This is a genomic window from Aureimonas sp. AU4 (genome assembly GCF_001463765.1).
Classification (GTDB): Bacteria; Pseudomonadota; Alphaproteobacteria; order Rhizobiales; family Rhizobiaceae; genus Aureimonas.
In genome coordinates this window covers 1-26,088 of sequence record NZ_BBWK01000082.1, presented here as the reverse complement: position 1 = coordinate 26,088, position 26,088 = coordinate 1, and the positions used below count along the sequence as shown (strand labels likewise).

At 65.2% G+C, this 26,088-nt stretch carries 24 protein-coding genes and 1 tRNA gene; 19 read left to right on the top strand and 6 right to left on the bottom strand.

The window, feature by feature from the left end:
* Positions 1-304: 304 nt before the first annotated feature.
* The 3 genes from AUL35_RS19820 to AUL35_RS19810 form a co-directional block, all read right to left on the bottom strand.
* A complete protein-coding gene (locus AUL35_RS19820; protein WP_062018077.1) occupies positions 305-1,510 on the bottom strand; it encodes a hypothetical protein in 1,206 nt (401 codons plus the stop codon).
* Positions 1,503-2,510 carry a nucleoid-associated protein gene (locus tag AUL35_RS21755; protein WP_192847131.1) on the bottom strand — a complete coding sequence of 336 codons (1,008 nt, stop codon included), beginning with the start codon at positions 2,508-2,510 and terminating at the stop codon, positions 1,503-1,505. The genes AUL35_RS19820 and AUL35_RS21755 overlap by 8 nt, the downstream gene beginning before the upstream one ends.
* 329 nt (positions 2,511-2,839) lie before the next feature.
* Complete coding sequence (locus AUL35_RS19810; RefSeq protein ID WP_062018074.1) at positions 2,840-3,085, bottom strand: hypothetical protein; 246 nt, start codon at positions 3,083-3,085, stop codon at positions 2,840-2,842.
* 201 nt (positions 3,086-3,286) lie between these two features.
* On the opposite strand from AUL35_RS19810, the gene AUL35_RS19805 reads away from it, so the two are divergent.
* The 7 genes from AUL35_RS19805 (at position 3,287) to AUL35_RS21750 (ending at position 15,032) form a co-directional block, all read left to right on the top strand.
* Positions 3,287-4,048: an ImuA family protein gene (locus tag AUL35_RS19805; protein WP_062018072.1), complete on the top strand. Its 762-nt coding sequence runs from the start codon at positions 3,287-3,289 to the stop codon at positions 4,046-4,048.
* The gene (locus AUL35_RS19800) at positions 3,963-5,504 is read left to right on the top strand and encodes a DNA polymerase Y family protein (RefSeq protein ID WP_062018070.1); all 1,542 of its coding nucleotides are present in this window, start codon (positions 3,963-3,965) and stop codon (positions 5,502-5,504) included. The genes AUL35_RS19805 and AUL35_RS19800 overlap by 86 nt, the downstream gene beginning before the upstream one ends.
* A gap of 49 nt (positions 5,505-5,553) precedes the next feature.
* Positions 5,554-8,880 carry an error-prone DNA polymerase gene (locus tag AUL35_RS19795; protein WP_062018068.1) on the top strand — a complete coding sequence of 1,109 codons (3,327 nt, stop codon included), beginning with the start codon at positions 5,554-5,556 and terminating at the stop codon, positions 8,878-8,880.
* 453 nt (positions 8,881-9,333) lie between these two features.
* Positions 9,334-11,397, top strand: a complete 2,064-nt coding sequence (locus AUL35_RS19790) for an AAA family ATPase (RefSeq protein ID WP_082666481.1) — start codon at positions 9,334-9,336, stop codon at positions 11,395-11,397.
* A gap of 433 nt (positions 11,398-11,830) precedes the next feature.
* A complete protein-coding gene (locus AUL35_RS19785) occupies positions 11,831-12,172 on the top strand; it encodes a hypothetical protein (protein WP_062018064.1) in 342 nt (113 codons plus the stop codon).
* Positions 12,165-13,931 carry a phage terminase large subunit family protein gene (locus tag AUL35_RS19780; protein ID WP_062018062.1) on the top strand — a complete coding sequence of 589 codons (1,767 nt, stop codon included), beginning with the start codon at positions 12,165-12,167 and terminating at the stop codon, positions 13,929-13,931. Before AUL35_RS19785 ends, AUL35_RS19780 begins: the two co-directional genes overlap by 8 nt.
* Positions 13,932-14,048: 117 nt before the next feature.
* Positions 14,049-15,032: a hypothetical protein gene (locus tag AUL35_RS21750; RefSeq protein ID WP_082666483.1), complete on the top strand. Its 984-nt coding sequence runs from the start codon at positions 14,049-14,051 to the stop codon at positions 15,030-15,032.
* Positions 15,033-15,045: 13 nt separating this feature from the next.
* Here the strand turns inward: AUL35_RS21750 and AUL35_RS19775 are convergent, their stop codons facing one another.
* Positions 15,046-15,276, bottom strand: coding sequence for a hypothetical protein (locus AUL35_RS19775; protein WP_062018060.1), 231 nt, complete (start codon positions 15,274-15,276; stop codon positions 15,046-15,048).
* Between the two features lie 227 nt (positions 15,277-15,503).
* On the opposite strand from AUL35_RS19775, the gene AUL35_RS19770 reads away from it, so the two are divergent.
* From AUL35_RS19770 to AUL35_RS19740, 7 genes are read left to right on the top strand one after another with little or no spacing between them, the layout of a single operon-like run.
* The gene (locus tag AUL35_RS19770) at positions 15,504-16,043 is read left to right on the top strand and encodes a hypothetical protein (protein WP_062018058.1); all 540 of its coding nucleotides are present in this window, start codon (positions 15,504-15,506) and stop codon (positions 16,041-16,043) included.
* 2 nt (positions 16,044-16,045) lie between these two features.
* Entirely contained in the window at positions 16,046-17,461 is a 1,416-nt protein-coding gene (locus tag AUL35_RS19765) for a phage portal protein (RefSeq protein ID WP_082666480.1), read from the top strand.
* Positions 17,458-19,329: a prohead protease/major capsid protein fusion protein gene (locus tag AUL35_RS19760; protein ID WP_062018056.1), complete on the top strand. Its 1,872-nt coding sequence runs from the start codon at positions 17,458-17,460 to the stop codon at positions 19,327-19,329. Before AUL35_RS19765 ends, AUL35_RS19760 begins: the two co-directional genes overlap by 4 nt.
* Before the next feature lie 2 nt (positions 19,330-19,331).
* Positions 19,332-19,571: a phage head-tail joining protein gene (locus tag AUL35_RS19755; protein WP_062018054.1), complete on the top strand. Its 240-nt coding sequence runs from the start codon at positions 19,332-19,334 to the stop codon at positions 19,569-19,571.
* A gap of 1 nt (position 19,572) precedes the next feature.
* Entirely contained in the window at positions 19,573-19,764 is a 192-nt protein-coding gene (locus AUL35_RS19750; protein ID WP_062018052.1) for a hypothetical protein, read from the top strand.
* A gap of 2 nt (positions 19,765-19,766) precedes the next feature.
* Positions 19,767-20,090 (top strand): DUF2190 family protein, encoded by a 324-nt coding sequence (locus tag AUL35_RS19745; protein ID WP_062018050.1) that lies wholly within the window; start codon positions 19,767-19,769, stop codon positions 20,088-20,090.
* Positions 20,091-20,140: 50 nt separating this feature from the next.
* The gene (locus AUL35_RS19740) at positions 20,141-20,377 is read left to right on the top strand and encodes a hypothetical protein (RefSeq protein ID WP_062018048.1); all 237 of its coding nucleotides are present in this window, start codon (positions 20,141-20,143) and stop codon (positions 20,375-20,377) included.
* Here the strand turns inward: AUL35_RS19740 and AUL35_RS19735 are convergent.
* On the bottom strand, positions 20,359-21,630 hold the full coding sequence (locus tag AUL35_RS19735; protein WP_202814290.1) for a tyrosine-type recombinase/integrase: 1,272 nt from the start codon (positions 21,628-21,630) through the stop codon (positions 20,359-20,361). The two genes, AUL35_RS19740 and AUL35_RS19735, sit on opposite strands and share 19 nt — an antisense overlap.
* Before the next feature lie 143 nt (positions 21,631-21,773).
* Positions 21,774-21,863 (bottom strand) — tRNA-Ser (locus tag AUL35_RS19730).
* A 265-nt stretch (positions 21,864-22,128) separates the two neighbouring features.
* Here AUL35_RS19730 and AUL35_RS19725 point away from each other — a divergent pair.
* The 5 genes from AUL35_RS19725 to AUL35_RS19710 form a co-directional block, all read left to right on the top strand.
* Complete coding sequence (locus AUL35_RS19725; RefSeq protein WP_062018046.1) at positions 22,129-22,485, top strand: hypothetical protein; 357 nt, start codon at positions 22,129-22,131, stop codon at positions 22,483-22,485.
* Between the two features lie 154 nt (positions 22,486-22,639).
* On the top strand, positions 22,640-23,638 hold the full coding sequence (locus AUL35_RS19720) for a BMP family protein (RefSeq protein WP_062018044.1): 999 nt from the start codon (positions 22,640-22,642) through the stop codon (positions 23,636-23,638).
* Between the two features lie 527 nt (positions 23,639-24,165).
* Positions 24,166-24,483 (top strand): hypothetical protein, encoded by a 318-nt coding sequence (locus AUL35_RS22320; protein WP_156418105.1) that lies wholly within the window; start codon positions 24,166-24,168, stop codon positions 24,481-24,483.
* 24 nt (positions 24,484-24,507) lie between these two features.
* Positions 24,508-24,798: a hypothetical protein gene (locus AUL35_RS19715; protein ID WP_156418104.1), complete on the top strand. Its 291-nt coding sequence runs from the start codon at positions 24,508-24,510 to the stop codon at positions 24,796-24,798.
* The coding region (locus tag AUL35_RS19710) for a radical SAM protein (protein WP_062018040.1) at positions 24,788-26,088 on the top strand (1,301 nt) is incomplete at its 3' end. The genes AUL35_RS19715 and AUL35_RS19710, both read left to right, overlap by 11 nt.

Genomic DNA, 26,088 nt, shown 5'->3' with positions numbered 1-26,088 from the left:
CCCTAAGGCCGTTATCGGGTGGCCCCCGCGAACGAGTTCACAACTCGCCTGTGCACACCTGCTGACAGCATGCTGATCGTCGTCTTGCCGTTCTCTTGAACACGAGCCGAATGAAATTTGGACGGCGGGAAAGGCAGATACTAGCCCCGCTCGTCCGGAAGCGGACCGACCGGTTTCCACCCGGCCCAGTTGATGGAACGGCTGCCCAAAATGCTTGGAAGCGGCTGTTCCGCAACAACCTTCGCTATGGCTTTAGGTCACACGGCATAAGATGACTGCCGACTTCATATGATCCCGATCAGATTCATAGGCTGAATAGGCCGCTTCCCATGCATCGCCAAGCTTGGCTGCCACCAGCGATTGCGAATGCGTAGTACGCGAACCCGCTGCTCACCACGGTTATCGCGGCGATTGCTACGAGAGCGGCACGATGCCAGCCTATCCGCGTTCGAAGGGCCTGGAACGACGGTGCGAAGAGATCTTCGATCTCCCTAAATTCGGTCACGAGGCGACGCCTCTGTTCGTCGATCTCGCCCCGTATGGATCGCAACGTGAACCATTGGTTCACGCAGGACGCCAGCAGCAGCACGCAGAACAGCAACGCGCCCGCAAGAACCGCCGTATTGGAGAACGCCTCAAGCGTGCAGGATCGGACGGGTTTAAGCTGGGTCGCGACGACCACAGTCGCGACCGGCAACCCCAGCAACTGCCCCTGGATGTCGGCGAAGGTTTTATGGATTCGACCGACGTACTCGGATACGCCCTTGTCGACCTCCGTTCGGATCTTCGAGTAGGAGAAACTGGCCGCGAAGAGCCGATATCCGTCGACGACCTTTTGTGCCAGTTCACCGACGTTCTGGACGAGATAACGGAAGCGATCCTTCGTCGGACGACCGTCGACGAGACTGGTAACCGCATCGGCTAGGATCGCCAATCTCTGATCGGCATGCACGTCGCCAGCCAAGGTCGTTTCAAGAAGATCGAGCTCCTTCATGTCGAGACGAAGGACATCCTTCCACTCGTACGTGACCGGCAGGTCGATACGATGTTTGTCGAAGAAGACGATCCTGGCGTTCGGCCAGTCGCAGAAGAGGGCCGCTCGGCCCACCAGTTCAACGAACCGCAACATCGCGCGGTAACGCAGCATCGGCTCGCTTGGAGGCGTCGTTCCCCCGTGCGTGCCGTCGGACGTCAGATAGTATTCGGGGCGTTCCTTGACGCGAGACAGCGGGAAGCGCAACAGGGCATCCCAGTCCCTAGCGAGCGTACCGAGCCGCCATTGAGGCGCACCGATGCGCATTCGAACGATCGCTCCGATGGAGACCGTCTCTATGGAAGCTAGTGGAACGATGTCTGACTCTAGAGCCGCCCGGTCGGACGTCTCGATGAGGCGAAGCGTATCGAGAAGGTTCCGATCGACGACCGTCACATCCGCATCGTCGTCCTCAATCCAGCGAGCGTTGCGATAGAGATGAAGGAGTTCGCTCCAGCCGAGGCCGTTGCTAGTCACCTGGGACTTCCTCGATCAGGGCGTTCCTTAGATCGTCCGGGACCTCGTACAGCGTAATGGCGTTGGTCTCGGGGTCGAAGCTCACCTTGCCTTCATGCAGCGCCTTTCGCTCGAACTCGACCGACCAGTTCCGGGTTTTCTTCTTGAAGTTGGCCAGACCCTTCAAGGATCGTCGATCTGCAACGAACCCGTCGCTCAGCGAACGCCCAGGATCGGCCAAGATGTCGAGAAGTGCGACCGGATCTTCCGGATGCAGCTCGTTCGCGAGCGTCGTGAAGTCGAGAGCCTTGTTGGCACGAGCATCTCGATCGCAGATCTCAAGTGCGCGATCCAAGAATGCGCGCCTCGCCTCGCGATCGAGCTCGCGGGTCTCGGTGAACGCCTTCAGCGCCTCGACGAGGTTGCGCGTTTCGACCACGCTCTCGATCGTGGTATCGCAACCAAGGAACTCGCGAAAGTATTCCGCGACCTGACCTTTGCCCTTCAAGAAACTGACGTATCGTCCTTCTCTGCTAGCCCACGTCGTAAGGTCAACTCGACCCGCGAACCGAAAACCTTCAACGTCAAGGTGTCGGACCTCCTCCAGATCGGCGTCAGTCGTCAGGGCCGCGCTGATCTTATCGGTCACGATCGCGATTAGCACGTACTGGTAGTTGTCCCGTTCGAAGTGGGCGAAGAAGACGTGCCCGCCGGTGGAGCCGGTTCTCGCTCCGGCCTCCTTCGCCAAGGTTCCCATCATCGCGATCGTCGTATCCTCGAACGACAACGCTTTGGCGACGTAGGATCGAAGGTTCGTGGAAGTGGGGAAGTTGACAGCGTCGTCTGAGAATCTTCCGTACCCCTTCGAAGCTTTCCGCTTGTAGAGCGAGTGCAGCTCATCGATGAGGCGCGTTACCGTCCGTCCAATCGCTAGGTCCCCGTTGCCGGGCCGAACCTCATAGGCTCCGCTGCCGTTTCGAGACAAATGATGGATTGCAACTGCGACGACCTGATCCGGCATTCCGACCCTTCGATGGTGTTCGGTAGCGTCGAACCTACACCCGGGACCGGCTGTTCGCGGGTGACCGTTGTGATTCGGCGTCACATCATGTGGAACATTCAGGGAACGGTTAACACGCGGTGGTTGCCGCTGCCAGATCATGACGGTCCCGACGCGACGGTCCCGATCCATTCCGCAGTGTGGCAAAGCCATTGGCTTGCAGGAAAGCAAGCGCTGTGACGATGCACGAAAATGGCAGCTTTCGGGGACTGACGAGATTGATTTGAACGACTGAGATGGGCGCAAAGCAGAACCCATTCATAATGCGATCGAACGTTTGGTCCCGCCGATCACTCTTCTCGGAACTCGGCCGGCACCTCGCCAAAGCGGCTGAGCACGACCGGCTCCTCCAGCACCTCACCCGTGTCGGTATCGACCGTATGCTGGATCGCGACCACTCCGACTGCGGTTTGCGATGCTCGCTCGGCCCTTGCCACCGCCTCGTCCGCTGTGCGGAAGTCGAGCGCCCGGCCGCCAATCAGGCGCTTCCCGCTGCGCTCGAACAGTTGCACGATGAAGAGCGTCTTGGCGGGCATCGTCGTCTCCGGGTCGGGTAGGACGAGAGGTGGCCGTGCCTCACCATAGTGGCAAGGCGGTGCGGCCGGTTACCCACATGTCGTCCACAGGTGGGCGGGCGTAGGTTGACCTGTCCGGGTTCGAGAACAGATAGTGAACGGATCGGCTGACCGATTCGGGTCCGTCGGCGCCAAACCATCTGACCGATCCCGCATCGTCCCATGCCGTCACCCCTGGACCAACCCCAACTGGCGGCCTTGCGCGAGCGCGTCCGCTCGCTAGAGGGACGCTCCGCGCTGAACCGCCTGACGCTGCCCTTCGGCGTGCCGGAGATCGACCGGCGGTTGCCGGGCGGCGGGTTGCTGATGGGCGCCCTGCACGAGGTGGCGGGCGGTGGTTACGGTGCGGTGGACGGAGCAGCGGCCTCGCTCTTCGTCGCCGGCATCGCGGCGCGCACACAGGGGCAGGTGCTCTGGTGCGTGACGCGCCAGGACCTGTTTGCTCCCGCGCTCGCGCAGGCCGGTCTGCCGCCGGGCCGCGTCATCCATGCCGAGCTGTCCGACGAGGCGACGCTGCTGGCGTGCTTCGAGGAAGGGCTGCGGCACCGCGGTATCGGCGCGGTGGTGGCCGAGGTCGCCAAACTGTCGATGACCGCGTCGCGTCGCCTCCAGCTCGCCGCAGAAGGGGCGGGGACGCTGGGTTTGGCGGTCCGGCGCTGGCGGCGTCAGCCGGAGGCTGCCGACTTCGGGCAGCCGACGGCTTCCGTCACGCGCTGGCGCGTCTCGGTCCTGTCATCGGGCGCTTTGCCGACGCCGGGCCTGGGCCGTGCGCGCTGGCTTTTGGAACTCATCCGTTGCCGGGCCGGCGAGAGTGCTGACTTCGAAGTGGAGGCCACCGATGGGTCGGGTCGTATCGCTCTTTCTGCCCCGTTGGCCAACCGATCGGCTTCGCCGCAAGTCGCCGGGCAGCGCGCCCGCCGCTGACGTGCCGCTGGTGCTGGTCGGACGGTCGGGCAACCGGCGCTCGGTCGTGGCGCTGGATGCGCTGGCGCAGCAGGCAGGGCTGCACATTGGCATGCCGGCCGCGAAGGCGCAGGCGCTCGTGCCAGGGCTCGCCGTTCTGGAAGCCGACCCGGTGGGGGACGCTGACGCCTTTGACCGTCTCGCCATATGGGCGCTGCGCTTCTCTCCCGTGGTTGCCGCCGACCCACCGGACGGGCTGGTGATCGAGGTGACCGGCACCGACCACCTGCACGGCGGCGAGGAGGAGTTGTTGCGCGGTCTCGTCGACCGCTTCGCTTCGTCCGGGCTGGAAGCACGGGCTGCGGTCGCGGACACGTGGGGCGCCGCCCATGCCGCGGCACGCTACGCCGGTGCCAGCATGGCGATCGTCGCACCCGGCGAGGCCGAGCCGGCGCTCGCCCACCTGCCGCTGGCCGCCCTCCGCCTCGACGACGCGCTCCTCATGGATCTGCGCGTTCTCGGCATGGCGACGGTGGGTGACGCGGCCGACCAACCACGGGCCCCGCTGACCCTTCGCTTCGGTCCGCAACTCGCCCGCCGCCTCGATCAGGCCTTCGGTGTTCTGCCCGAGCCGATCGATCCGGTGCGATCGCCCGACCTCGTCGAGGTGCGGCGCGTGTTCGCCGAACCCATCGGCGCGCCCGAGACACTGCGGCGCTACACGGGCAAGCTGGTCGACGCCCTGGTCGAGGCACTTGAGCGTCGGCATGTCGGCGCCCGTCGCCTCGACCTCCTGTTCGGACGGGTCGACAACCGCTGGGAGGCGGTGCGCATCGGCACGTCGCGGCCGGACCGGGACGCCAAGCGCCTGACGCGGCTCCTGTGCGACCGCATCGAGTCCGTGGATCCCGGCTTCGGCGTCGAGGTCATGACGCTCGCCGCCACCATGATCGATCCGCTGGGTGCGACGCAGATGGCGGCCAGCCTGATCGAGGGCGACGGCGAGGGGGAGAATGGGGCGGCAGCCGACATCGCCGATCTGATTGACGTCCTAGCCAACCGCGTCGGTGAACGGCGCCTCTACCGCTTCGCGCCCGTCGCCAGCGACGTTCCAGAGCGCTCGGTCAAGCGCGTCGAGCCACTCAGCCTCGATGACGGTGCATCCTGGGACGACCACTGGCCTCGGCCGGCCCGCCTGCTGCCTTGTCCCGAGGTCATCGACACGGTGGCGCTTCTGCCAGACCACCCGCCGGTCTCGTTCACGTGGCGCGGCTCGCGCCGACGGGTTCGCCGCGCCGACGGCCCCGAGCGCGTGTTCGGGGAATGGTGGAAGCGTGAGGCGGAGCTGGCGACGGTTCGCGACTACTTCCGCGTCGAGGACGAGGGCGGCGAGCGCTACTGGATCTACCGCTCGGGCGACGGCGAGCATGCCGAGACCGGCTCGCACCGCTGGTTCCTGCACGGGATCTTCGGATGAACGAGAGGCACTTCGGTTGAACGAGAGCCACTCCAGGTGATGCGGCTCCATGCCTGACAGTACCGTTCCGCCGCGCTACGCCGAACTTCAGGTCACCTCGCATTTCTCGTTCCTGCGCGGAGCCTCGTCCTGCGAGGAGCTGTTCGCCACCGCCAGCGTCATGGGCATCGAGGCGCTGGCCGTCGTCGACCGCAACTCGCTCGCCGGGATCGTCCGGGCGCACGAGGCGGCCAAGACCACGAACCTCAGGGCGGTGGTCGGATGCCGTCTGGACCTCACCGACGCGCTGCCCGTCCTCGTCTACCCGACCGACCGGGCAGCCTACTCGCGCCTGTGCCGCCTTCTGACGCTCGGCAAGTCGCGGGGCGGGAAGGCACGCTGCGTGCTGTCGTGGGACGACCTCGTCGCGCACGGGGAGGGGCTGCTCGCCGTCCTCGTCCCGAACGAGGCGGACGAGGACCTCGGGCGCCAGCTCCGTCGCCTGCGCTCAAGCTTTGGCGACCGATCCTACATGGCGCTGACGCTGCGCCGCCGACCGAACGACCAGCTCCGCCTGCACGACCTGTCCAACATGGCGACCCGCTCCGGCGTCCGGGCCGTCGTCACCAACGACGTCCTGTTCCACGAGCCGGGCCGGCGCATCTTGCAGGACGTCGTCACCTGCATCCGGCACGGCGTCACGATCGACGAGGCGGGCTTCCGCCGCGAACGCCACGCCGACCGCTACCTGAAGCCGCCGGAAGAGATGCACCGCCTGTTCGGGCGCTACCCGGAGGCGCTGGCCCGCACGCGCGAGATCGTCGCGCGCTGCCGCTTCTCGCTCGCCGAGCTGGCCTACCAGTATCCGGAAGAGCGCCAGTTCCCGGACCTCACCCCGCAAGAGGCGTTGGAGAAGCTGACCTGGGAAGGGGCGGCGGAGCGCTACCCCGAAGGACTGCCACCATCGGTGCAGGCGAACCTGCATCACGAACTCACCCTCATCCAGCGCATGGAGTACGCCCCGTACTTCCTGACCGTGAACGCGATCGTGCGCGAGGCGCGGCGCCGGGGCATTCTGTGCCAGGGTCGAGGGTCGGCGGCCAACTCGGCCGTCTGCTTCGTGCTGGGCGTCACCTCGATCGACCCCGACCGCAACGACCTCCTGTTCGAGCGCTTCGTGTCCGAGGAGCGCCGCGAGCCGCCCGACATCGACGTCGACTTCGAGCACGAGCGGCGGGAAGAGGTCATCCAGTGGGTCTACGACACCTATGGGCGGGACAAGGCCGCGCTGTGCTCGACGGTCATCCGCTACCGGGCCAAAGGCGCCCTGCGCGACGTCGGCAAGGCGCTGGGCCTGCCGGAGGATCTGACCAAGACGCTCTCAGCCCAAGTCTGGGGCTGGTCCGAGGACATCAGCGAGGCGCACGCCACCTCGATCAACCTGAACCTCGGCGACCGGCGACTTCGGCTGGCCTTGGAGCTGGCCGGGCAGCTCGTCGGCTTCCCCCGTCACCTGTCGCAGCACCCTGGCGGCTTCGTGCTCACCCGCGACCGCTTGGACGAGCTGGTCCCGATCGAACCGGCGGCTATGGCGAACCGGCAGGTGATCGAATGGGACAAGGATGACATCGATGCGCTGAAGTTCATGAAGGTCGACGTCCTAGCATTGGGCATGCTGTCGGCCATGCGCCGGGGCCTGGACCTCCTGCGCGACCACAAGGGCATCGACCTCGATCTGTCGACCATTCCCGCCGAGGACCCGCGCACCTACGCCATGATCCGACGGGCCGACACGCTCGGCACGTTCCAGATCGAGAGCCGAGCGCAGATGGCCATGCTGCCGCGCATGCGCCCGCGCACCTTCTACGATCTTGTGATCGAGGTCGCGATCGTGCGTCCTGGACCGATCCAGGGCGACATGGTGCATCCCTACCTGCGAAGGCGGGAAGGCCGGGAGGACGTCGTGTACCCCAAGCCCGAGCTGGAACGCGTGCTCGGCAAGACGCTGGGCGTGCCGCTGTTCCAGGAGCAGGCGATGCGCGTTGCGATCGACTGCGCTGGCTTCACGCCGGGCGAGGCCGACCAGCTCCGCCGGGCTATGGCGACGTTCAAGTTCACCGGCGGCGTCAGCCACTTCCGCGACAAGCTCGTGCAGGGGATGGTGGCGAACGGCTACGAACAAGAGTTCGCCGAGCGGACGTTCCGACAGTTAGAAGGGTTTGGCTCCTACGGCTTCCCGGAAAGCCACGCCGCCTCCTTCGCGCTGATCGCCTACGCCTCCAGTTGGCTGAAGTGTTGGCACCCGGACGTGTTCTGCGCGGCGCTCCTGAACTCGCAGCCGATGGGCTTCTATGCGCCGGCGCAGATCGTGCGGGACGCGCAGGACCACGGGATCGAGGTGCGGCCGATCTGCGTGAACGCGAGCCGATGGGACTGCACGCTGGAGCCGAAGCGGGCGAGCGGGATAAACGGGCAGGTGGACGGCGACGGCTTGGACCCGGACGACGACGGGCGCTTCGCCGTGCGCCTCGGCCTGCGCATGGTGAAGGGCCTGCCGAATGCGGACGCCGCCCACCTGCTCGCCGAGCGCAGCAACGGCGCATACGCCTCGCTCGACGATCTCTGGCAACGGGTGCGCATGCCAACCGCCTCTCTGGAGCGACTCGCTGAGGCGGACGCCTTCCGCGACGGCCTCGACCTGTCACGACGCGACGCGCTTTGGGCGATCAAGGGACTGCGCGACGAGCCGCTGCCGCTGTTCCAGGCAGCCGCCGAGCGGGAAGGGCAGACGGTGCCGGAAGCACAGGAGCCGGTGGTCCATCTGCGCGCCATGCCGGAAGGGGGCGAGGTCGTCGAGGACTACGGCCATGTCGGCCTGTCGCTACGCGCCCATCCGGTCAGCTTCCTGCGGGGCGAGCTGAAGCGGCGCGGCTTCGTGACCTGCGCCGAGGCGCAAGCGTCGCGCGACCGGCGCTGGGTCGAGGTCGGCGGCATCGTGCTCGTGCGCCAGCGGCCGGGTTCGGCCAAGGGCGTCATGTTCATCACGATCGAGGACGAGACGGGGGTGGCGAACCTCGTTGTGTGGACGAAGACCTTCGAGGCGAACCGGCGCACGGTGCTGGGCGCCGGCATGATGGGCGTGCGGGGCCGCATCCAGCGCGAGGGCGAGGTCGTGCATCTCGTCGCGCACCAGCTCACCGACCTGTCGGGCGAGTTCGCCAGCGTTGGGCGACGCGGACGGGTGGAAAAGGGGGTAGACGTCCGAACCGACGACGCGAGTATCGCCGCGATCACCTATGCCCAGGTTCCGTCTCCTCGCATGCCGCCGGCCAAAGACATGGCCGACCCCTACGAGCATATCGATGAGATCCGGGTGAAGGCGAGGGACTTCCGCTGAGTAGCGAGAGCCTGAGCGGTATACGGATATGTATCGAAGCATCTAACTACCGAAGCTCCATCTGGCTAGCTTCAGCTACGTGCCCACCGACTATCGAGAAGAACTCTTCCGTTCATAACGGCGCGAAGCGAACGTGTAAGGACGTTGTCGGACGAGCACGAACAGCAAGCGATTGCAGTGGGGAAAGAAGTGGGGATCGATCACGGGGCGATCAATTTTCTATAACAAATGCAATAGCTTAGATGACTAAACTGGCGGAGGGAGGGTCCGCCACTACATTAAAGAACGCCAGCAATATCAGACAGTTAGTCTGAACTCGTGCTGCATAATGTGCAGCAAAATGTGTAGCAACATTTGGGTCCCTCCATAGGCTAGGCTTGGAATCGAAACGCCGCCCCGAGTGCGAATCGGAGCGGCGCAATTTCCAGGATCAAGCCAAGGGCGGCACACCCAATGACACAACGAGTTAACCTGAAACTGGTTCATCCTGCAATCGCGTTCGACGCGGATATTGAGGCGTTGCTGGGCGCCGCTCGGGACACCCTTTTGGATTGTCAAATCGCCATGACGATCTTCCCCGACCTTACGGGGTTTCGTGGCGAGCGCCACCACATGAGCCTGCGCGAACTCGCCGATCTCATGATGCGAACGACGGCTCCCTCAAAGAGTGAACTGCCGCTCGTGAAACTCGCGACGTTCTCCGGCAATCGTTCTGATGCGAACATGCGATCCGTCACGGGCGTGGCGGCGGACTATGATGCCGGTGTGGTGACAATCGCGGTAGCATACCAGCGCCTTCAGGCGGCCGGTCTCGGCGCGCTTCTATGCGCGACGCCTAGCTCCACCGAAACTGTGCCGAAGTGGCGGGTGTTCGCACCTACGTCGGGGGAACTGTCCCCGACCGATCACGCCAGCCTCGTTGCCAAACTAAACGGCGTCCTGGGCGTGGAATTGGACCGGGCGAGCTTCAACCTCTCGCAGGCGTTCTTTTTCGGCAACGTTGGGAAAGCAAAGTCAGAGGTCGTGCTTCTGGATGGTGAGTACATCGACCGCTTGCCTAACTTGTTGGAGGTCTGGCCGGCGGCGCGTCAAAGCGATCGTAGGCTGTCGTGCGGCGAGAAAACCGGCTTGTCGCTAGAAGACTTTGCGGCGGCCGTCCGTATCGTCCAGAACGACGAACGCTTTGCCGATCGTGCCGACTGGTTCCGCTTCGCCGTTGCGATCCACCACGAGACGGACGGCAGCGCGGAAGGTCTCGCCTTGTTCGATGAATGGTCGCAGCCGCACGCGAGCTATGATCCCGATGCGACCGTGGCCGCTTGGGGATCAATCCACCGGCACGGTTCGACCGGCGCAACCGTGCTGCGCTTCGCCCGTGAAGATGGCTGGAAGCCGCCGGTTCGGGATTGGGACGACGACTTCGAGGAAGAGCCGGAGGTCGAGAACAAGCCGGCCACCCCGAAGGCGTCGTTCGGATTCGAGCCCGTGACGACGTGGACGGGGACGCCGCCCGCGCGCGAGTGGGCCGTGCCGGACATGATTCCGCATCGGAACGTGACGACGCTCTATGGCGATGGAGGCACCGGCAAAAGCCTTCTGGCGCTTCAACTCGCCGTCGCGGTTGCGGACGACGGGCAGTGGATCGGCCGCACGCCCAGCCGGCGTGGGAAGGTGCTGTTCCTGTCGGCCGAAGACGAACAAGCCGAGTTGCACCGTCGCGTTCTTTCCATCGTGGGAACGACGGCCGGACTCGCCGACCTCCTGGCGCGTTCCGTGGTGGGCGAGGATTGTGTGCTCGCGCGCGCCGACCCCAAGACCGGCAAGTTGAAGCCGACCGTCCGCTTCGACGCGCTGGTGAACGACATTGTGCAGCACCGGCCGGCCGTCGTCGTGCTCGACACGCTCTATGACTTCTTCGACGGCAACCAGAACGATCCGGCGCTCGCCCGCGCGTTCATCAACATGTTGCGCGGGCTCGCCGTCCATCACGACTGCACCATCCTGCTTCTGGCGCACCCGTCGCAATCGGGCATGAGCGACGGAAGCGGACAGGCCGGCGCGCGGGCCTGGAACAACGCCGTGCGCTCGCGCCTCTACCTGGAGCGGGTGAAGGGCGACGACGGCGTGGAAGTCGATGCGGATGCCCGAGTGTTGCGCACGATGAAGACGAACTACGCACAGGCCGGCGGGGAAGTGCCGCTTAAGTGGGTTAAGGGCAAGTTCGTCGCCCAAGACGTCTTCGCGGAAGATCAGCCGGCCGAGACACGCGAGGAGAAGGCGCGTCGTGTGTTCCTCAAACTCCTCGACGCTATGGCGAGCGAGCGGCGCGGGCATGTGACGCCGAAATCGGGGACGAGCACATCCGCCCCAATCATCTTCGCCAAGCGCCGCGACTGCGAAGGACTCAAGCAACGCGACTTTCAGGTGGCGATGGACACGCTCTACGCTAACGGCACCATCCGCACGGGCGAGCATAAGTCCGGCGGCCACACGCGCTATCACGTCGAGCGGGCGTGATGAGGGGCGGCGGCGACATGCGGCGACCCACAACGACGGCGACCGGCTGGCGACGCCCGGCGACTAGCGGCGACGCCTGGAAAACAAGGGCGGCGACTCCCGGCGACCCTCTGCCCGGCGACCCAAGCGGCGACCCAAGCGGCGACAGCGCGGCGACTCCCGGCGACACACGGCGACGCCTGCACTGCCGTCGCGCGCGGCGACCTATACTACTACGTAGTAAGGGCTGCACCCCCGCCGTGGGGCGGCCGGGGCTACGCCTGCCCTTGGCTGCTGCATGGACGTGCTCCCGTCCAACGTTGCAGCCCTCCCGAGCTTACCCCTGTCTGACTCTGCTCCCCGGCCTTCGGGTCCTCCCCAATGGGCGGCCACCGGGGGGAGCGCAGAGCCGCAAGGCTTCCCTCCATTCAGAAATTTTGAATCGAAAGTGCCGATGATGCCGACGTTCGATCCTGACATTGAAGCCATGCTGGGCGGCGGGCCGCTGTCGTCTCCGAAAAAGGCCCCCCTGCGGAAGACGGACGAATTGAACGAAGCCCGCGCACGGGCCGCCCGCGCCACCGCTGCCAAAGCCGAGTTGCAGACGGCGAAGTTGAGGGGCGAGCTTTTGGAGGTCGCGAACGTGCGCGCCGCATGGGCCGATATCGCCCATACGATCCGGGCGGGAATGCTGGCCATCCCCGGCCGCCTCTCCGGGCAGGGTGTGGACGTCGCAACCGTCCGGCTGGTGGACGCCGAAATCCGTGCTGCCCTGGAGACGCTTTCCAATGCTTGAAGCCCTCCGCCAAGAGACCTTCGCCGCTCTCCGGCCACCCCAGAAGATCGCGCTGTCCGACTGGTGCGAGGCGAACGTCCATCTACCGTCCAGCCTGTCGGCCCAGCCCGGCCGGATGCGACTGTGGCCGCACCAGCGCGCCATCGCCGACTCGATCGGCGACCCGACCGTGGAGCGTGTGTCGGTCCTCAAGTCCGTCCGCGTCGGCTACTCACAATTGCTGACGGCGGCCATCGGTCACTTCGCCGCAAACGACCCGGCGAGCATTCTTGTCGTCCTGCCGGCCGACGCGGATTCGCGCACCTTTATGACGGGCAACATCGAGCCCGTGTTTTCGGAGTCCCCCGCGCTCCGAACCGTTATCAGCAAAGACCCCCAGGGCCGCGATATCATGCTGGAGCGCCGCTTCCCCGGCGGCTCGCTTGCGCTCGTGACGGCACGGTCCCCGCGCAATCTTCGCGGCCGGACGGCCCGCGTGCTGTTCCTGGACGAAGTGGACGCCTTTGAAGTTGATGTGAAGGGCGAGGGCGACCCGGTGCTGCTGGCCGAGCGGCGTACGCTGTCCTATGGTGACCGCAAGATCGTCATGGGCTCGACGCCCGTGGACGAAACCACGTCCCGCATCTGCCGCGCCTACGCCGCGAGCGACCAGCGCATCTACGAGGTCCCGTGCCCGGCGTGCGGCACGTTCACCGAACTTACCTGGAGCATGATCGAATGGGAGGCTGACCGGCCCCAGACAGCCGCATTTCGCTGCCCGCATTGCGACGCTCTCGTGCCCGAGACTGAAAAGCCCAGCATGATCGCGGCTGGCCACTGGCGCGCGACGCGGCCGGAGGTAGTCGGGCATCACGGCTACCGCCTCAACGCGCTCGTGTCGCTCCTGCCGAACGCGGCCTGGGGGAAGCTCGCCGCCGAGTTTCTGATGGCAAAGCGCAGCCCTCAGACACTCAAGACGTTCGTCAACACACTCCTGGGCCAGCCCTGGCGTGAAGAGGAAGACGGGATCGACCATGGCGCGTTAGCGAGCCGTGCCGAGCCGTTCGCGCTCGACGCTATGCCGCCGGAGGTTCTTGTCGTCACGGCCGGGTGCGACGTGCAGGACGATCGCGTGGAGGTTACAACAACCGGCTGGACGAAAGACGGCGACGCGCTCGTGCTGGAGCATGAGGTCGTATGGGGCTCGCCCCTGGACGGCGACACGTGGGTCGAGGTCGATGACCTCCTGAAACGGTCCTGGCGGCATCCGAACGGCGGCCTCCTGCGCGTGGATGCCGCGATCGTCGACTCCGGCTCCGGCGGTCACACTGATGCGGTGTATGGCTTCTGCAAGCCGCGCACCGGCCGGCGGGTGTTCGCGGGCAAGGGCGTGGCCGGTTTCCAGCGCAAGGCCGTCGAGCCGTCGAAGGCGCGCGATATCCGGCTGATGCTGGTGGGCGTGGACGCGATCAAGAATGAACTGGTGAACCGATTGGCGGCCGGCCACACCATCCGCTTCTCTCGTGGGCTGTCCGAGACATGGTTCGAGCAACTGGCCGGCGAGCGCCGGATCGTGCGCTACGTGCGGGGCCACCCCGTCCGGGCGTTCGAGCGCATTCCCGGCCGGCGGGTGGAAGCACTGGACTGTCTTGTCTACGCCTTCGCGGCTCGACGGCTTCTGTCGTTCGACCTGGAGCGGAGGACCGAAGAGATGGCGACGCCCGTTATGCTGACCAGGCGCCCGTCCGTAGTGCGTTCGACATGGCTGGACGGTCGCTGATTGCCGGTAGACAATATCTCGCTTCCACGCGCCGATTAGCGTGTCCGTCTAGTCGGAAGCTGAAACCTCAAGTAGAAACTTTCTCGGAGAATGTGACACATGAGGGGTGTTGGGCGCATGCGGGTTCAGGAAGAGCACCAAGTTAATCCGGTGGAAGATGAGGTATTGGCGCTCACGGCTGTTGTCAGACCAATCTTGAAGGGCGTCCTGTATGCCCTGAAGGCTGATGTTGTGGCCGAAGTGGGGGGATACGAACAAGTTAAGCTCAAGATGCTTCCAAGGCTGTATCGTCAGGGTGATGGTGACTGCGGTATATGTTTTGAGTACGCAGTTCATGAAGCCATGAATCAGGGAGACGCCCGGGTGCATGAGCGAATTCTTGATGCGGCGAAGCTTTGCAATATTCCTGGAAGCGACCCGCAATCGATATTGTTTGGACTAGAGAAGTCAGGTGCGCAGCAGCTTATTGCAACTGCGGACGATGTTCTGACCGAAGACTCTCATCTTATGTATGGCAAGCGCGGTCGACCCGTGAAGCTGAAGAAGCATCTTAACACAATTGCTGGCGCCTTTAGAAATCGTCGAACTCGGCCAGCCCTACCACATTCGATACGTGGTCTTTGGAAGACCGATCTCTTTATAGGATTGGGTTCAAGCGACCGTTGGGCTGCGACTTCAGTGAAGATCAATCCCAACCACTTAGAGGGTGCCGAAGGTCTTCGAATCGGAATCGTTCCGACACGGTCTGGTCGTAGTGATGCAGTTCGGAAGGACGACGGTAAAAATCTCGTCATCTGCCCTCTCCATCACGACGGTGACTTCATGCAGATGTTTTACGAAGGGTGGCGCGTAGTGCAGGCGTTTATAGACGCTGATGCTCGAATTCCTAAAGAGGTGATGCTTCCCGGGCCGGTTGAGCGTGAAGTTGCTCGCATCTTAACTGAGCGAAGGGAGTTCCCCGTTGTTGACGTAGTTGAGGCGATCGCCGCGTTCAGTCAGCGAGGGCTGTTAGAGACCAAAGATACTCAGCCCCAAGCCCAGACTCTCAGGGGAGGTGCGCAAACAGAACTGTTCATCGCACCCGTCTCCCGTACCGATTAGCTTCAATACGACATTACGAACCGGTGGGACTCGATAAGTTCGTGATCGTCCGGTCGGACGTTCGCCCGTCCCAGAGCCAAGCCGTTAGGTCGTCCGGAACGACCAGTCCCCGGTGTTGCATTTCCATGCGCACGAGTAGAAGCGTTAAAGCGATCGGCCATCCCTTCGCGGCGCCTTCATAGAGCATCTGTTGACCGTCGTATTTCATCTTTGCAAGCGCGGTGAGCTTCTCGCTCGTCGACATGACGGCTCCTAATGCTTTTTGAGAAGAGAAGCCCCGGCGGCCGAGGACGAGTCAGGCCGCCGGGACTGTTCGGGGGCGTTCGTCGATCCCCGGCTGCCCGGCACGAACTCTGGAAAGAAGAACCGGACGGCGACGCCATCTCATAGATTGACGCATTGCGTCAACACGACTCGACGAGTCGAGATTGCAACGGTATAACGACATGGCTGACCTCAGAGGATCACGCCATGCCCACAACGTCCGTCAAACTTGCCAACAGAATCTGCCGTCACCTGGGCCTCGACGAGGACGCCAAGCAGCGCCTTCACCGCACCTTCCGCAACATCGTGACGCGGGAGATCGTCCCTGGAACCGTGGACCCGGACGACGCTCGTGGGACGATCCAGCTTGACGACGACGCCGCCGCAACGGCCGTCCTTCTCGTGCCACTCGCCGACATGGCCGTGGACGCACGCGGGCTTCGGGAAGTGTCGCAAGCGCTCCTTCGCGCCGATCACCTGACCGGGGAGAAAGAGCCGCCTATCGAACGCGCCATCGCGGCGACCCGCGCCGGCAAGTCCGTCATGCTTCTGGTGGAGTTGCGTTGGGTGGAGTCCAGCGCTGTGGCGTCTCGTAAGGTCCGGCTCGTGATTGAAGGCGACGCCGAAGCCCCTGAGGCCAAACGTATCGCGAAGGCGTGGCGCGACGCATTCACCTTGGAACTGGCGCGCATCGAAGTGCCGGCCTCGACGTGGCTGCGCATGTATCTCGCGGACGACGCGGCGTAAAGATGGCCGCCCGTTTGCCGTCCTTGCTTGGCTTCCTGAACCGCGCCGAACGCCGCGCGCCGGCCGTCCGTCGTTTCGAGGCGGCGGGCGGCGGACGGCGTTGGGGCGGCACGCCGCAGTTCGGCCGGACCTCGACGGAAGTGGCGGCGGCGACGGCTACGGTGCGCTCGCGCGCCCGCCATGCCCACGCCAATCATCCCTACATCTCCAACGGCGTCGCGGCCCTCGTAACAGGCCTCGTGGGGGCAGGCATCACCCCGACCTCGCAACACAACGACGCCGACAAACGCGCTCGCCTCGCAACCCTGTTCGACGCCTTGAATGTCGACCTCGACCACGACGGCCGAACGGATGGCTACGGGCTCCAGGCAGCGGCCGTGCAGGCGATGGTCGTGGACGGGGAGTCCTTCGTGCTCATGCGGCACGACGCCGACGACCGGCTGACCCTGCAAGTGCTACCCGCCGAGCTATGTGACGAGTCCCTTACCCGCACCACGGCCGGCGGTTACATCGTCAACGGCGTCGAGTTCGACGCGGATGGCCGCCGTGTTGCCTATTGGTTTCTGCCGCACCGGCCGACCGATGCCTTCGCCGGCAGCGCGGCCCCTGCCCAGCGTGTCCCCGCCGAAGACGTGATCCATCTGTTTCGGCCGCTCGCCGCCGGACAGGTGCGCGGCCTGTCGTGGCTCGCGCCCGTGCTTCTGACCGCCACCGAGTTCGACAAGCTGTCCGACGCCCTCGTGATGAACGCGCAAGTCCAGGCCATGTTTGTCGGCCTTGTGACGGACGTGAATGGCACGGCCGGCGGCAACCTGTTCGACGGCGACCAGACGGGCAACATCCTTGAGACCGGCTTGCAGCCCGGCACGCTCCAGTTTCTGCCAAGCGGCTACGACGTGCGCTGGAGCACGCCCCAGGCCGCAAACCAAGCTGTCGAGACCGCCCGCCTGACGCTTGAGGCTATTGCTGCCGGCCTGGGTGTGCCGGCCCATCTCCTGTCGGGCGACCTCCGGCAGGCGAACTATTCGAGCCTGCGCGCCGCGCTCGTCAGCTTCCGTCAGCGACTTGAGGCTGTGCAGTTCCATACGATCATCCCCCAGCTTTGCCGGCCCGTCTGGGAGCGGTTCATCTTCACGGCCGTGCTTCTGGGCGACCTCGACCTGGACGACCCGCGCGACGGCTTCCGATGTGAGTGGTTGCCCCCGGCCCAGCCGTGGGTGGACCCGCTTAAGGATGCCGAGGCGACGCGCGAGATGATGGCGGCCGGCCTCATGTCGCGTCGGCAAGCGGTTGCAGCCCTGGGCTACAGCATCGAACGCTTGGACGCCGAGATTGCCGCCGACCGCGCGCGTGAAGCCCGCCTGGGCTTGTCCTTCGCTGCGCCGGCCAAGCCTGACAAGCCGGAGCCCGCCGAATGAGCCCGCGTCCTCGCCCCTTCGAGCGGAAGAACGCCGCTCCTGAGCCTCGCCGCCAGCGTGACGACGTGAGCATCGAGCCCGGCGCGATCACCGGACCACTTCCGCCCATGCTGCATCGTGCAGCGCAGGCGACCGGCGCCTTCGACGACGGGGCCTACGCGATCCGCGCCATTGTGGCGACCGCTTATCCGGTGCGTCGGCAGGACTCACGCGGCCTGTTCCTGGAGGTTCTGGACCCTGCCGGGGCGCAACTCTCCGACGACCTCGACGTGCCGTTCCTGGACGCGCACAACCAGCGATCCGCCCGTGCCACCATCGGCCGCGCCTACGCCTTCGCCCGTGAGGCGGACGGCATCACCGCGTCCCTTCGCTTCTCGGCCGCCGCTGACGTGACGCCGCTCGTGGAGCGCGTGAAGGACGGTTCGTTGCGGGCTTTTTCCATCGGCTACCGCGTCCTCCAGTGGCGCGAGTCCAAATCCAACGCGGGCGAGCGCGTCCGCACCGCGACCTCCTGGACCATCCAGGAAGTCTCAATCGTGGCCATACCGGCCGATCCCAACGCCCGCAAAAGGAGTGCAGCAATGGACGATGAACTCGACACGCTCGACGTGATGCTGGAGGCGGACCAAACTGCCATCCGGTCCATGGGCGTCAACTTTGACCTGCCGCCGTCCGCCGCCGAGGAACAAATCACGGCCGGCGCGACCGTGGCGGAAGCTCGCGAGGCTATGCGCACCCGTGCGCTGGGTGACCGCCGCCAGCGTTCCGCCTCGACGCGCATCCGTGTGCAGTCGGCCGGCCCCAGCCCGGATGACACGCGGGCCGCCCGCACGGAAGCCCTGGCGTGCCGGATGGACGGCTCGACGCCCTCCGAAGCAGCGCGGCCGTTCATGGGCCATCGTCTCCTGGATCACGCGACGGATTCGCTTCAGGCGGCCGGCGTTTCAACGCGCGGCATGGCGGCCGACGACGTGTTCGTGCGCGCCGGCACCCACACTACGTCGGACTTCCCTTTGCTGGTGTCTAACGCCATGGGGAAGGTCGCGCAGGAAGCTTACAAGGCGGCCGAGTCGCCCCTGCGTCTCCTGTGCAAGCAGCGCAACCTCTCGAACTTCAAGCAGTCCACGGCGATCCGTCTTGGCGAGCTTGGCCGTCTCGAGCCGCTGACGGAGTCGGGCGAGTTTCGCAACACGACCCGCGCCGAGAATGGTGAAGGCTTCGCGCTCGACACCTACGGCCGCGCCATCAATGTTTCCCGCAAGCTTCTGATCGATGACGACCTGAACCTTCTGGGTGACATGAATGCCGCGTTCGGCGAGGCCGCTGCGCAGACGGAAGCCGACCTTCTGTTCGGTACGCTGACGGGCAACCCGAAGCTGTCGGATGGCAAAGCTGTGTTCCACGCGTCGCGCGGTAATATCGGCACCATCCCGACCGATGGCTCGACGGCTGGCATCACGGTCCCGTCGCTCAATGAGGCCCGCCGCGCGATGCGGGGCCGCAAGGGGCTGGACGGTCGCACGCTCATCTCGGCGACGCCGAAGTACCTCCTGGTCGGGCCGGAGCGGGAAACCGAGGCGGAGGCCATGCTGGCGGAACTGTCGGCCTCGACGATCGCCGATGTGAACCCGTTCGCCGGCAAGCTCCAGCTTCTCGTGGAGCCCCGGATCGAGGACGGCCGCTGGTATGTCTTCGCCGATCCCGCGCGTCTGCCCTGCCTTCAGTTCGGGTATCTGGCGTCGGCCCCCGGCATCCAGATTCAGCGCGCGGAAGCCTGGGACGTGCTGGGCGCGAAGTTCCGCGCTTGGCTCGACTTCGGTTGCGCTTGGCTCGACTGGCGCGGCGCGCAGTTCAACGCCGGGGAGTAATGATGCGCCTTCTCCAGCCGCACATTCCCATCGAACGTGAACGGCTTCTTCGCTGGCGGGACGAGCTTGTGGAAGCTCGCCTCTCCGGCATCCGGGAAATCCAGGACCAGAACGGCGAGCGCATCCGCTACGCCAGCGACGCGGAGATGGCCCGCGCCATCGCCGCCGCCGACCGCATGATCGCCGACGCTACCCGGCGGCCGGCATCCACCATCCGCTTCTCAACCTCGAAAGGTCTCTGACATGGCGCAAGCACTCACCCACTACGTCGCGGTTCGGCCGGTCGTGGTGGTGATCGGCAACCACCGTTCGTCCGAACTGGTGGAGGCTCAACCCGGTGACGTGTTCCCGGCCTCGGGCCTGACCGAAGACGACGCCGACGACTACCTCTGGGCCGGCTGGATCAAGCCCGCCGCCAACACGAAAGGGCACTAGCCATGAAGAACTACGTCCAGAAGGGCGAGAACATCACCGTTCCCGCTCCCGTCGCCACCCTGTCCGGCGATCCCGTCCTGATCGGGAGCTTGTTCGGCATTGCGGCTGGCGACGCGCTGGAGGGCGAACCGCTCGACCTCGTGACGACCGGCGTTTTCATCTTGCCGAAGGTCAGCACGGATGCCGTCGAGATCGGGGACGAACTTTTCCTTAACGACGCGGGTCTCGTCACCACGACGGCCGGCACCCGCATCGGCGTCGCTGTGAAGCCCGCCGCCAACCCGTCCGGCGAAGCGGAAGTCCGCCTCAACGGCTTCGTCGCCTAACCCATCCCGCAACGCCGGACCAAAGGAGTCCCCGACATTGAGAACGACGCATGTCTCTCGTCGTCAACGACTCCACGCGCAGCCGGCGGTTTTGCGGAACTGCCGGCGCGATAGCGTCCATTGCCGAACTGCACGAAATGCGTAGCACCGTTGCCGACCTCGTTGCTCGTGAACCGGCATACCTGCCCATTTTCGAGCGCCTGGACGCCATGGTCGGCGCGCACGAGGCCAACGATCCGATTGCCCGAGCCCGCGCCCTGATCGCGGCTCAGAAGGCGATGGCCTGAATCACCTTCTGCTTATGCTCCAGCGTTGCCCCCTTCCCATAGCGTTCCCGATTCAGCGTGTGGCCGAACAAGTCGCGCCGAATACGCTCGTCAACGCCGGCCGCGAGAAGCCGGTCCTCGAAGGAATGCCGCAGGCTGTAGAGCACATGAGTGGGGGACTCCATGAGCCCGTTTTCCCGCAGGAACTTGTTCACGGTGTCGGACACCTTGTCCCGGAAGCGGTAGGTCGGAAAACCCTTCGGGCACTCTTTCATTCCCGCGAGGCTGACGCCCACGAGCGGCATTACGCGACGAGAAGCCGCGTTCTTCAACTGCCGGCCATCTGCCTCGATCGAGATATGCGGGACGGGCGCATTGAGGTGGATATGCTCGGGCAGGAGGCTCGCCAGTTCGCTCGGCCGGCATCCCGTGTTGACCATCGCCAGGAGAATGCACCGGGCCTCCAGGTTCAGCCCGTCGAGCGCGCCCGGGGCGAGAAGCCGTGTCTTGATCCAGTGATCCGAGAAGGGCGGGCGCTCGGCCTTCTCACCTTCTTTGAACATGAGGTCGGACAGGGGGAGGGCGATTCCCAACCGCTTGAGCTTGACGACCGTCTTCCAAACGTCGGCGAGGTGCGTGAAGTCCTTGTTCGCGCTACCGGGCGTAAGCCCTTCCTTAGCCAGTCGCTTCGACCACCATTGCCGGAAGTCGATCATATCGTCCGCCGTGATGGCCGCAAGTTCCCGATCGCCGACGACGCGGACGAAGTTGTCGCTGGCCTTGATACGGGGGTTCTTCCAGCGGCGGATTTGGTCGTCGCTCTTGCCGATGGTCCGATCGGCGGCGAGGTCCCAGAAAAGCTCCAGGGCGCGCGACACGGTGATCCCCGGCTCCTTCGCACCGCCGAGGACCGCATCGGCTTCGAGCGGATCGCCTTTTGTGGCGAGGACATGCTTCATGCGGGCGTAGAACTCTTGATCGGGCAGCTTGGCGACCTGGACGGCTGGGAGGTAGCGGAAACCCCGTGCCTCCGCGAGTTGACGTGCCGCCTCGAACCGACGCTCAGCATCGTCGGTGTCGCCGGCCAACCGCGCTTCCCACGCCTCGACCATATGCGACCACGATGCCTCCGCCTTCTGGCGCGCGTGGGACTCGGAATCGGTGCGCAGGCTAATCCAAACGAACTCGCGCGGTTCGACCGGCTTGAAGCGCAGGGGGACTCGGCGTCGAAGGTGAAAAAGGTCCCCACGCCTTATGAGCTTCACCGCTTTCATCGCCGCGCCTCGCTGTCATGTGCAGCACTTTGTGCAGCAGAATGTGCAGCAAAAACAGTGGGATGTGGTGCAGGGAGTTTCGCTTCCGAGGCGGTTTCGCTAGCGATTACAAGTACTTGCTACGGATTAACTATCGCAAAGGATGGCGGAGGGAGGGGGATTCGAACCCCCGATACGGTTTCCCGTATACACACTTTCCAGGCGTGCGCCTTCAACCGCTCGGCCACCCCTCCAGATCCGCGCGATACGCGGCGCCGGTGCGCGGCGGGCCGCGTCCGGGTCGGGGGGCACTAGCATCGGTGGATCGATCAAGGCAAGCCATTTCGTTCGACTACGGACATGTCTCGAGGCAGGGCGGCCTGCTTTCCTGATGCGCACAACCCCGATGCGATCGACCTTTGCATCGCGCCGCGCCACGCCTATGATGGTTCAGGCCTTGCGCAAGGCTCGTTTCGCCGTCGGCTTTCGCCTCGGCATCCAAGCACATGGAGAACCGTCATGCGACTGGTCGCCTGGGCGCTACGTCTCCTGGGCTGTTTCGTGCTGGCCGCCGGCGTCGTTTTGGCGGTTGGCGACGTTGCCCGCTCGATCGCAGCCGATCGCGTCATGCTTCTCTCGATCGACGACGCGCTCGCCATGGCCCTGCCCGCCGGGGACGCGGAACTGAGCCAGCCCGGACCGGCTGCATCCGGTGTGTTCGGGGGAGGGGGCGATACGGCTCCGCTTCGTGCCGTGGTCGGCCTGCAGCCGGCCTCCGTGGTCGCGGGCTTGGCCGGTCTTGTTCTGATCGCGCTCGGCCGCCCGCAGGGGCGTGGACGGCATGCCTATTCTCCACGCCGTGGAAAGGCCGAATAACGCGCTTCGAGACCGGATCGAGCGACATCGCCACGTTTTTTGGTGCGCCCGCCCGCGAGCCGTGCCAGTTTGCGGCAAGCTTCGCCGGAACCGTGCCTCGACCGGCGGACCTCACTCGCCCCTCGTGTCAACTCACAGGACCCTCGACGACCTCATGAAGCACCTTCTTGCCGCTCTTCTGGCCGCCAGCGCTTCCCTGGCCGGGGCCCACGCCCAGGCTGCCGAGATCAAGCCCGCCGTCATCTTCGACCTCGGCGGAAAGTTCGACAAGTCCTTCAACGAGTCGGCCTTCAACGGCGCCGAGCGCTTCAAGGCCGAGACGGGCACCGCCTATCGCGAGTTCGAGATCCAGAACGAGTCGCAGCGCGAGCAGGTGCTGCGCCGCTTCGCGCGCGACGGAAACACGCCGATCATCGCCGTGGGCTTTGCCCAGCAGGCCGCGGTCGAGGCCGTCTCGAAGGACTATCCCAAGCTCCAGTTCGCCATCATCGACACGGTCGCCAAGGGCGACAACGTGCGCTCCATCCTGTTCCGCGAGGAGGAGGGTTCCTACCTCGTCGGCATGCTGGCCGGGCTGAAGTCGCAGTCCGGTACGGTGGGCTTCGTGGGCGGCATGGATATCCCGCTGATCCGCAACTTCGCCTGCGGCTACAAGGGCGGCGTGATGGCGGCCAAGAAGGATGCCAAGTATCTCGAGAACATGACCGGCACGACGGCCGCCGCCTGGAACGACCCGGTGCGTGGCGGCGAGCTCGCCCGCTCGCAGATCGACCAGGGCGCGGACGTGATCTTCCACGCGGCCGGCGCGACCGGCGTCGGCGTGCTGCAGGCGGCGGCGGACGCCGGCAAGTTCGGCATCGGCGTCGATTCCAACCAGAACATGCTCCATCCCGGCCACGTCCTCACCTCGATGGTGAAGCGCGTCGACAATGCCGTCTACCAGGCCTTCGCGGATGCGGCGGGTGACAAGTGGACGTCCGGCACGCAGACGCTCGGCCTCAAGGAGGACGGCGTCGGCTACGCCGTGGACGACAACAACCGCTCGCTTCTGACCCCCGAGATGACCGCCGCCGTCGAGAAGGCCAAGGCCGATATCGTGGCCGGTGCGATCAAGGTCCACAACTACACGACCGACAACACCTGCCCCTACTGAGGCCGATAAGGGGCGTTATCTGATGCGGATAACGCCTATAACGCAGGGGTTGCGGCCGGTTTACTCTTATAGCCATCATGCACGTCCCACACATCAGTGTGGGACGTTGTGTAAGAGATCTGATGCCGGCCGCTCCCAAGAACGAGATCGACACGCCGTCGAGGTGGGCCCGTCTTCCAGCTCGTAAGAACCCGTACTGGCTCGGCGTCAGTGGGGGCGTGGCGGCGTATCGCTCGGCTACCGCACGAGCGCGAGGGAAGCCGGCGCTTGGGTCGCGAAGCTCGTCGTCGACGGGGAGCGGTTGGAAGAGCGCCTAGGCGATGCCGACGATGACGGTGCGCCAGCCGGTGCCATGACCTACCGCGCGGCTGTCGCCGCCGCTTTGGACTGGAGCCGTCGACAGACGGCTGCGATCGAAGCCCGAGCCGGCTCGGAAGCGGAAAACGGTGCTCAAACCGTCCGCTCCGCCGTCGAGCAATACACAGCGGTTCGCATGGCACGCTCCGAAAAAGCCGGCCGGATCGCAGATGGCCGCCTACGTCGCCACGTGCTGGGCGACGATGCGTTCGCCCCCATTCCGTTGGCCGAAGTTGCATGCGTCGTCGATCGACGCCTCGCGAGCTCGCCTGTTGGGGAATGGCGCCAAGCCGCCGATGGTCCCTAGAGCCGCCGAAGGCGAAGCGGGCGGAAAGCCTCAAAACGAATACTCAATCGTTGATGCCCGTTTGGCGAGAATTGTTTCCCGCAAGCTAATTGAAGTTCACGGAACGATCGAAGATTATGACGATCTAGATAGCACGCCGAAAGAGGAGGAGGTTGTAGCAGGAGTGGATCCGTTGAGCTGAAAACGTCGTGTCGCCGGACGCACCTTGTTCGCTGTCCGGCAAAAGAAGCCGATCGTTCACACCAACGCCTCTAGACGCCCGTGTGCCCGTACCGCTACGCCGCCCGCACAGGGTGTGCGGCGCGAGGGGCAAGGCAAGGCAACGATACCGGCGGGCGACATCGGCCCCGGCGAACCGATCGTCCAGCTGTTCCAAGCCGATCGCTCGCATCTCGCTATGGTCGGCCCGTTGGTCGGCACCTACTGCGGCGCCCGGCCCGGTGCGCTGACCATCAGCCTCTACGATCTCGGCGAAGAGGCGATCGGTGATCGGTGATCGTGACAGCGTGCCGGATCTCAGCGGCTTCGTACCGATCGCGTCCGCGACCCATGCCGGCGCTACGCTTCTCGACAACATGCCGATGGACCTGTGCTTCGCCCCGATCGAAGGTTCGGTCGGGCGGACCTATGCCGTCGCCGTGTCGAGCGAGGCCGAACCAGGCCACGCCCCGACGGTGTGGCTGAGCGATGCCGGCGAGCGCATCGCCGGCCACGTCGCCGGCTTTCGGGGCACAGCGTCGCTTGGCGGCTTCGGCCTGCTCGCCACCGCGGGCTATGCTCCGGCGCTCGCGCCGACACCCGTGCCCCGCCATCTCCTCTACAGCCCCATCACGCAGTGTAATCTCAACTGCGTCCACTGCATCTCCCGCGACACGCGCAAGACCGTCTCACGACTTGCCGGCAGTGTGAAGGACGAGATTGCCCGCTGGTGCCGCGAGGGCCACGTCGAAAGCATCACCACCGACTACAGCGGCGACCTCCTGTGGGCCGAGGCGCGCTTCGGCGGGGAGCTCGACTTCCTGTTCGGGTTGGGTGTGCCGCTGTCGATAGACACGAACGGCGCCTACCTGACGCCAGAGGTCAGCCGGCGTCTGATGGAATCGCGCGTTCATGCCCTGAATGTCTCGTTGGATACGCCCGACCCCGACACCTACCGCTGGATCCGCAAGGGTGCGCCCCCGCTTGCCGACGTCCTTCAGAACGTCCGCGCATTGGTGGCGGCGCGCGATGCAGCCGGAGCCAAGGACCGCGTTCGCCTGTCGCTGAGCTTCACGATCATGCGCAGCACTGTGGACCAGTGGGAGGACTTCGTACGGCTCGCCGCCGAACTCGGCATAGGGGTGATCTGGTCGAGGCATCTGGAGGTCTACACGCCCGATCTCGACGCCGAGTCCCTGTGGCACGACCAGCCACGGCACAACGCGGCGCAGGGGCGGGTCCAAGCTCTAGCGGCCGAGTTGGGCGTGCGCGTTCACATGCAGGGTTCGTTCGAGGCGATCGCGCCGGCGACCAGCGCATCCAAACGGTGGTGTGAGGCGCCCTGGACGTCGGCGGTGGTGCTTGGCAACGGCGACGTCCAAGTGTGCTGCATGCCCAAGACCAAGATCGGCAACCTCAACGAGGCATCGATGGAGGAGATATGGACAGGACCGCGCTACCGGGCGTTCCGGGCGGTCGTGAACTCCGATGCGCCGCCCACCGTCTGCCAGGTCTGCCCGATGTTCCGCCAGCCCAACAATCCCGACAGCTACCTGCCGTATCGGCGGCTCGGCGCGAGCCGGCCGCC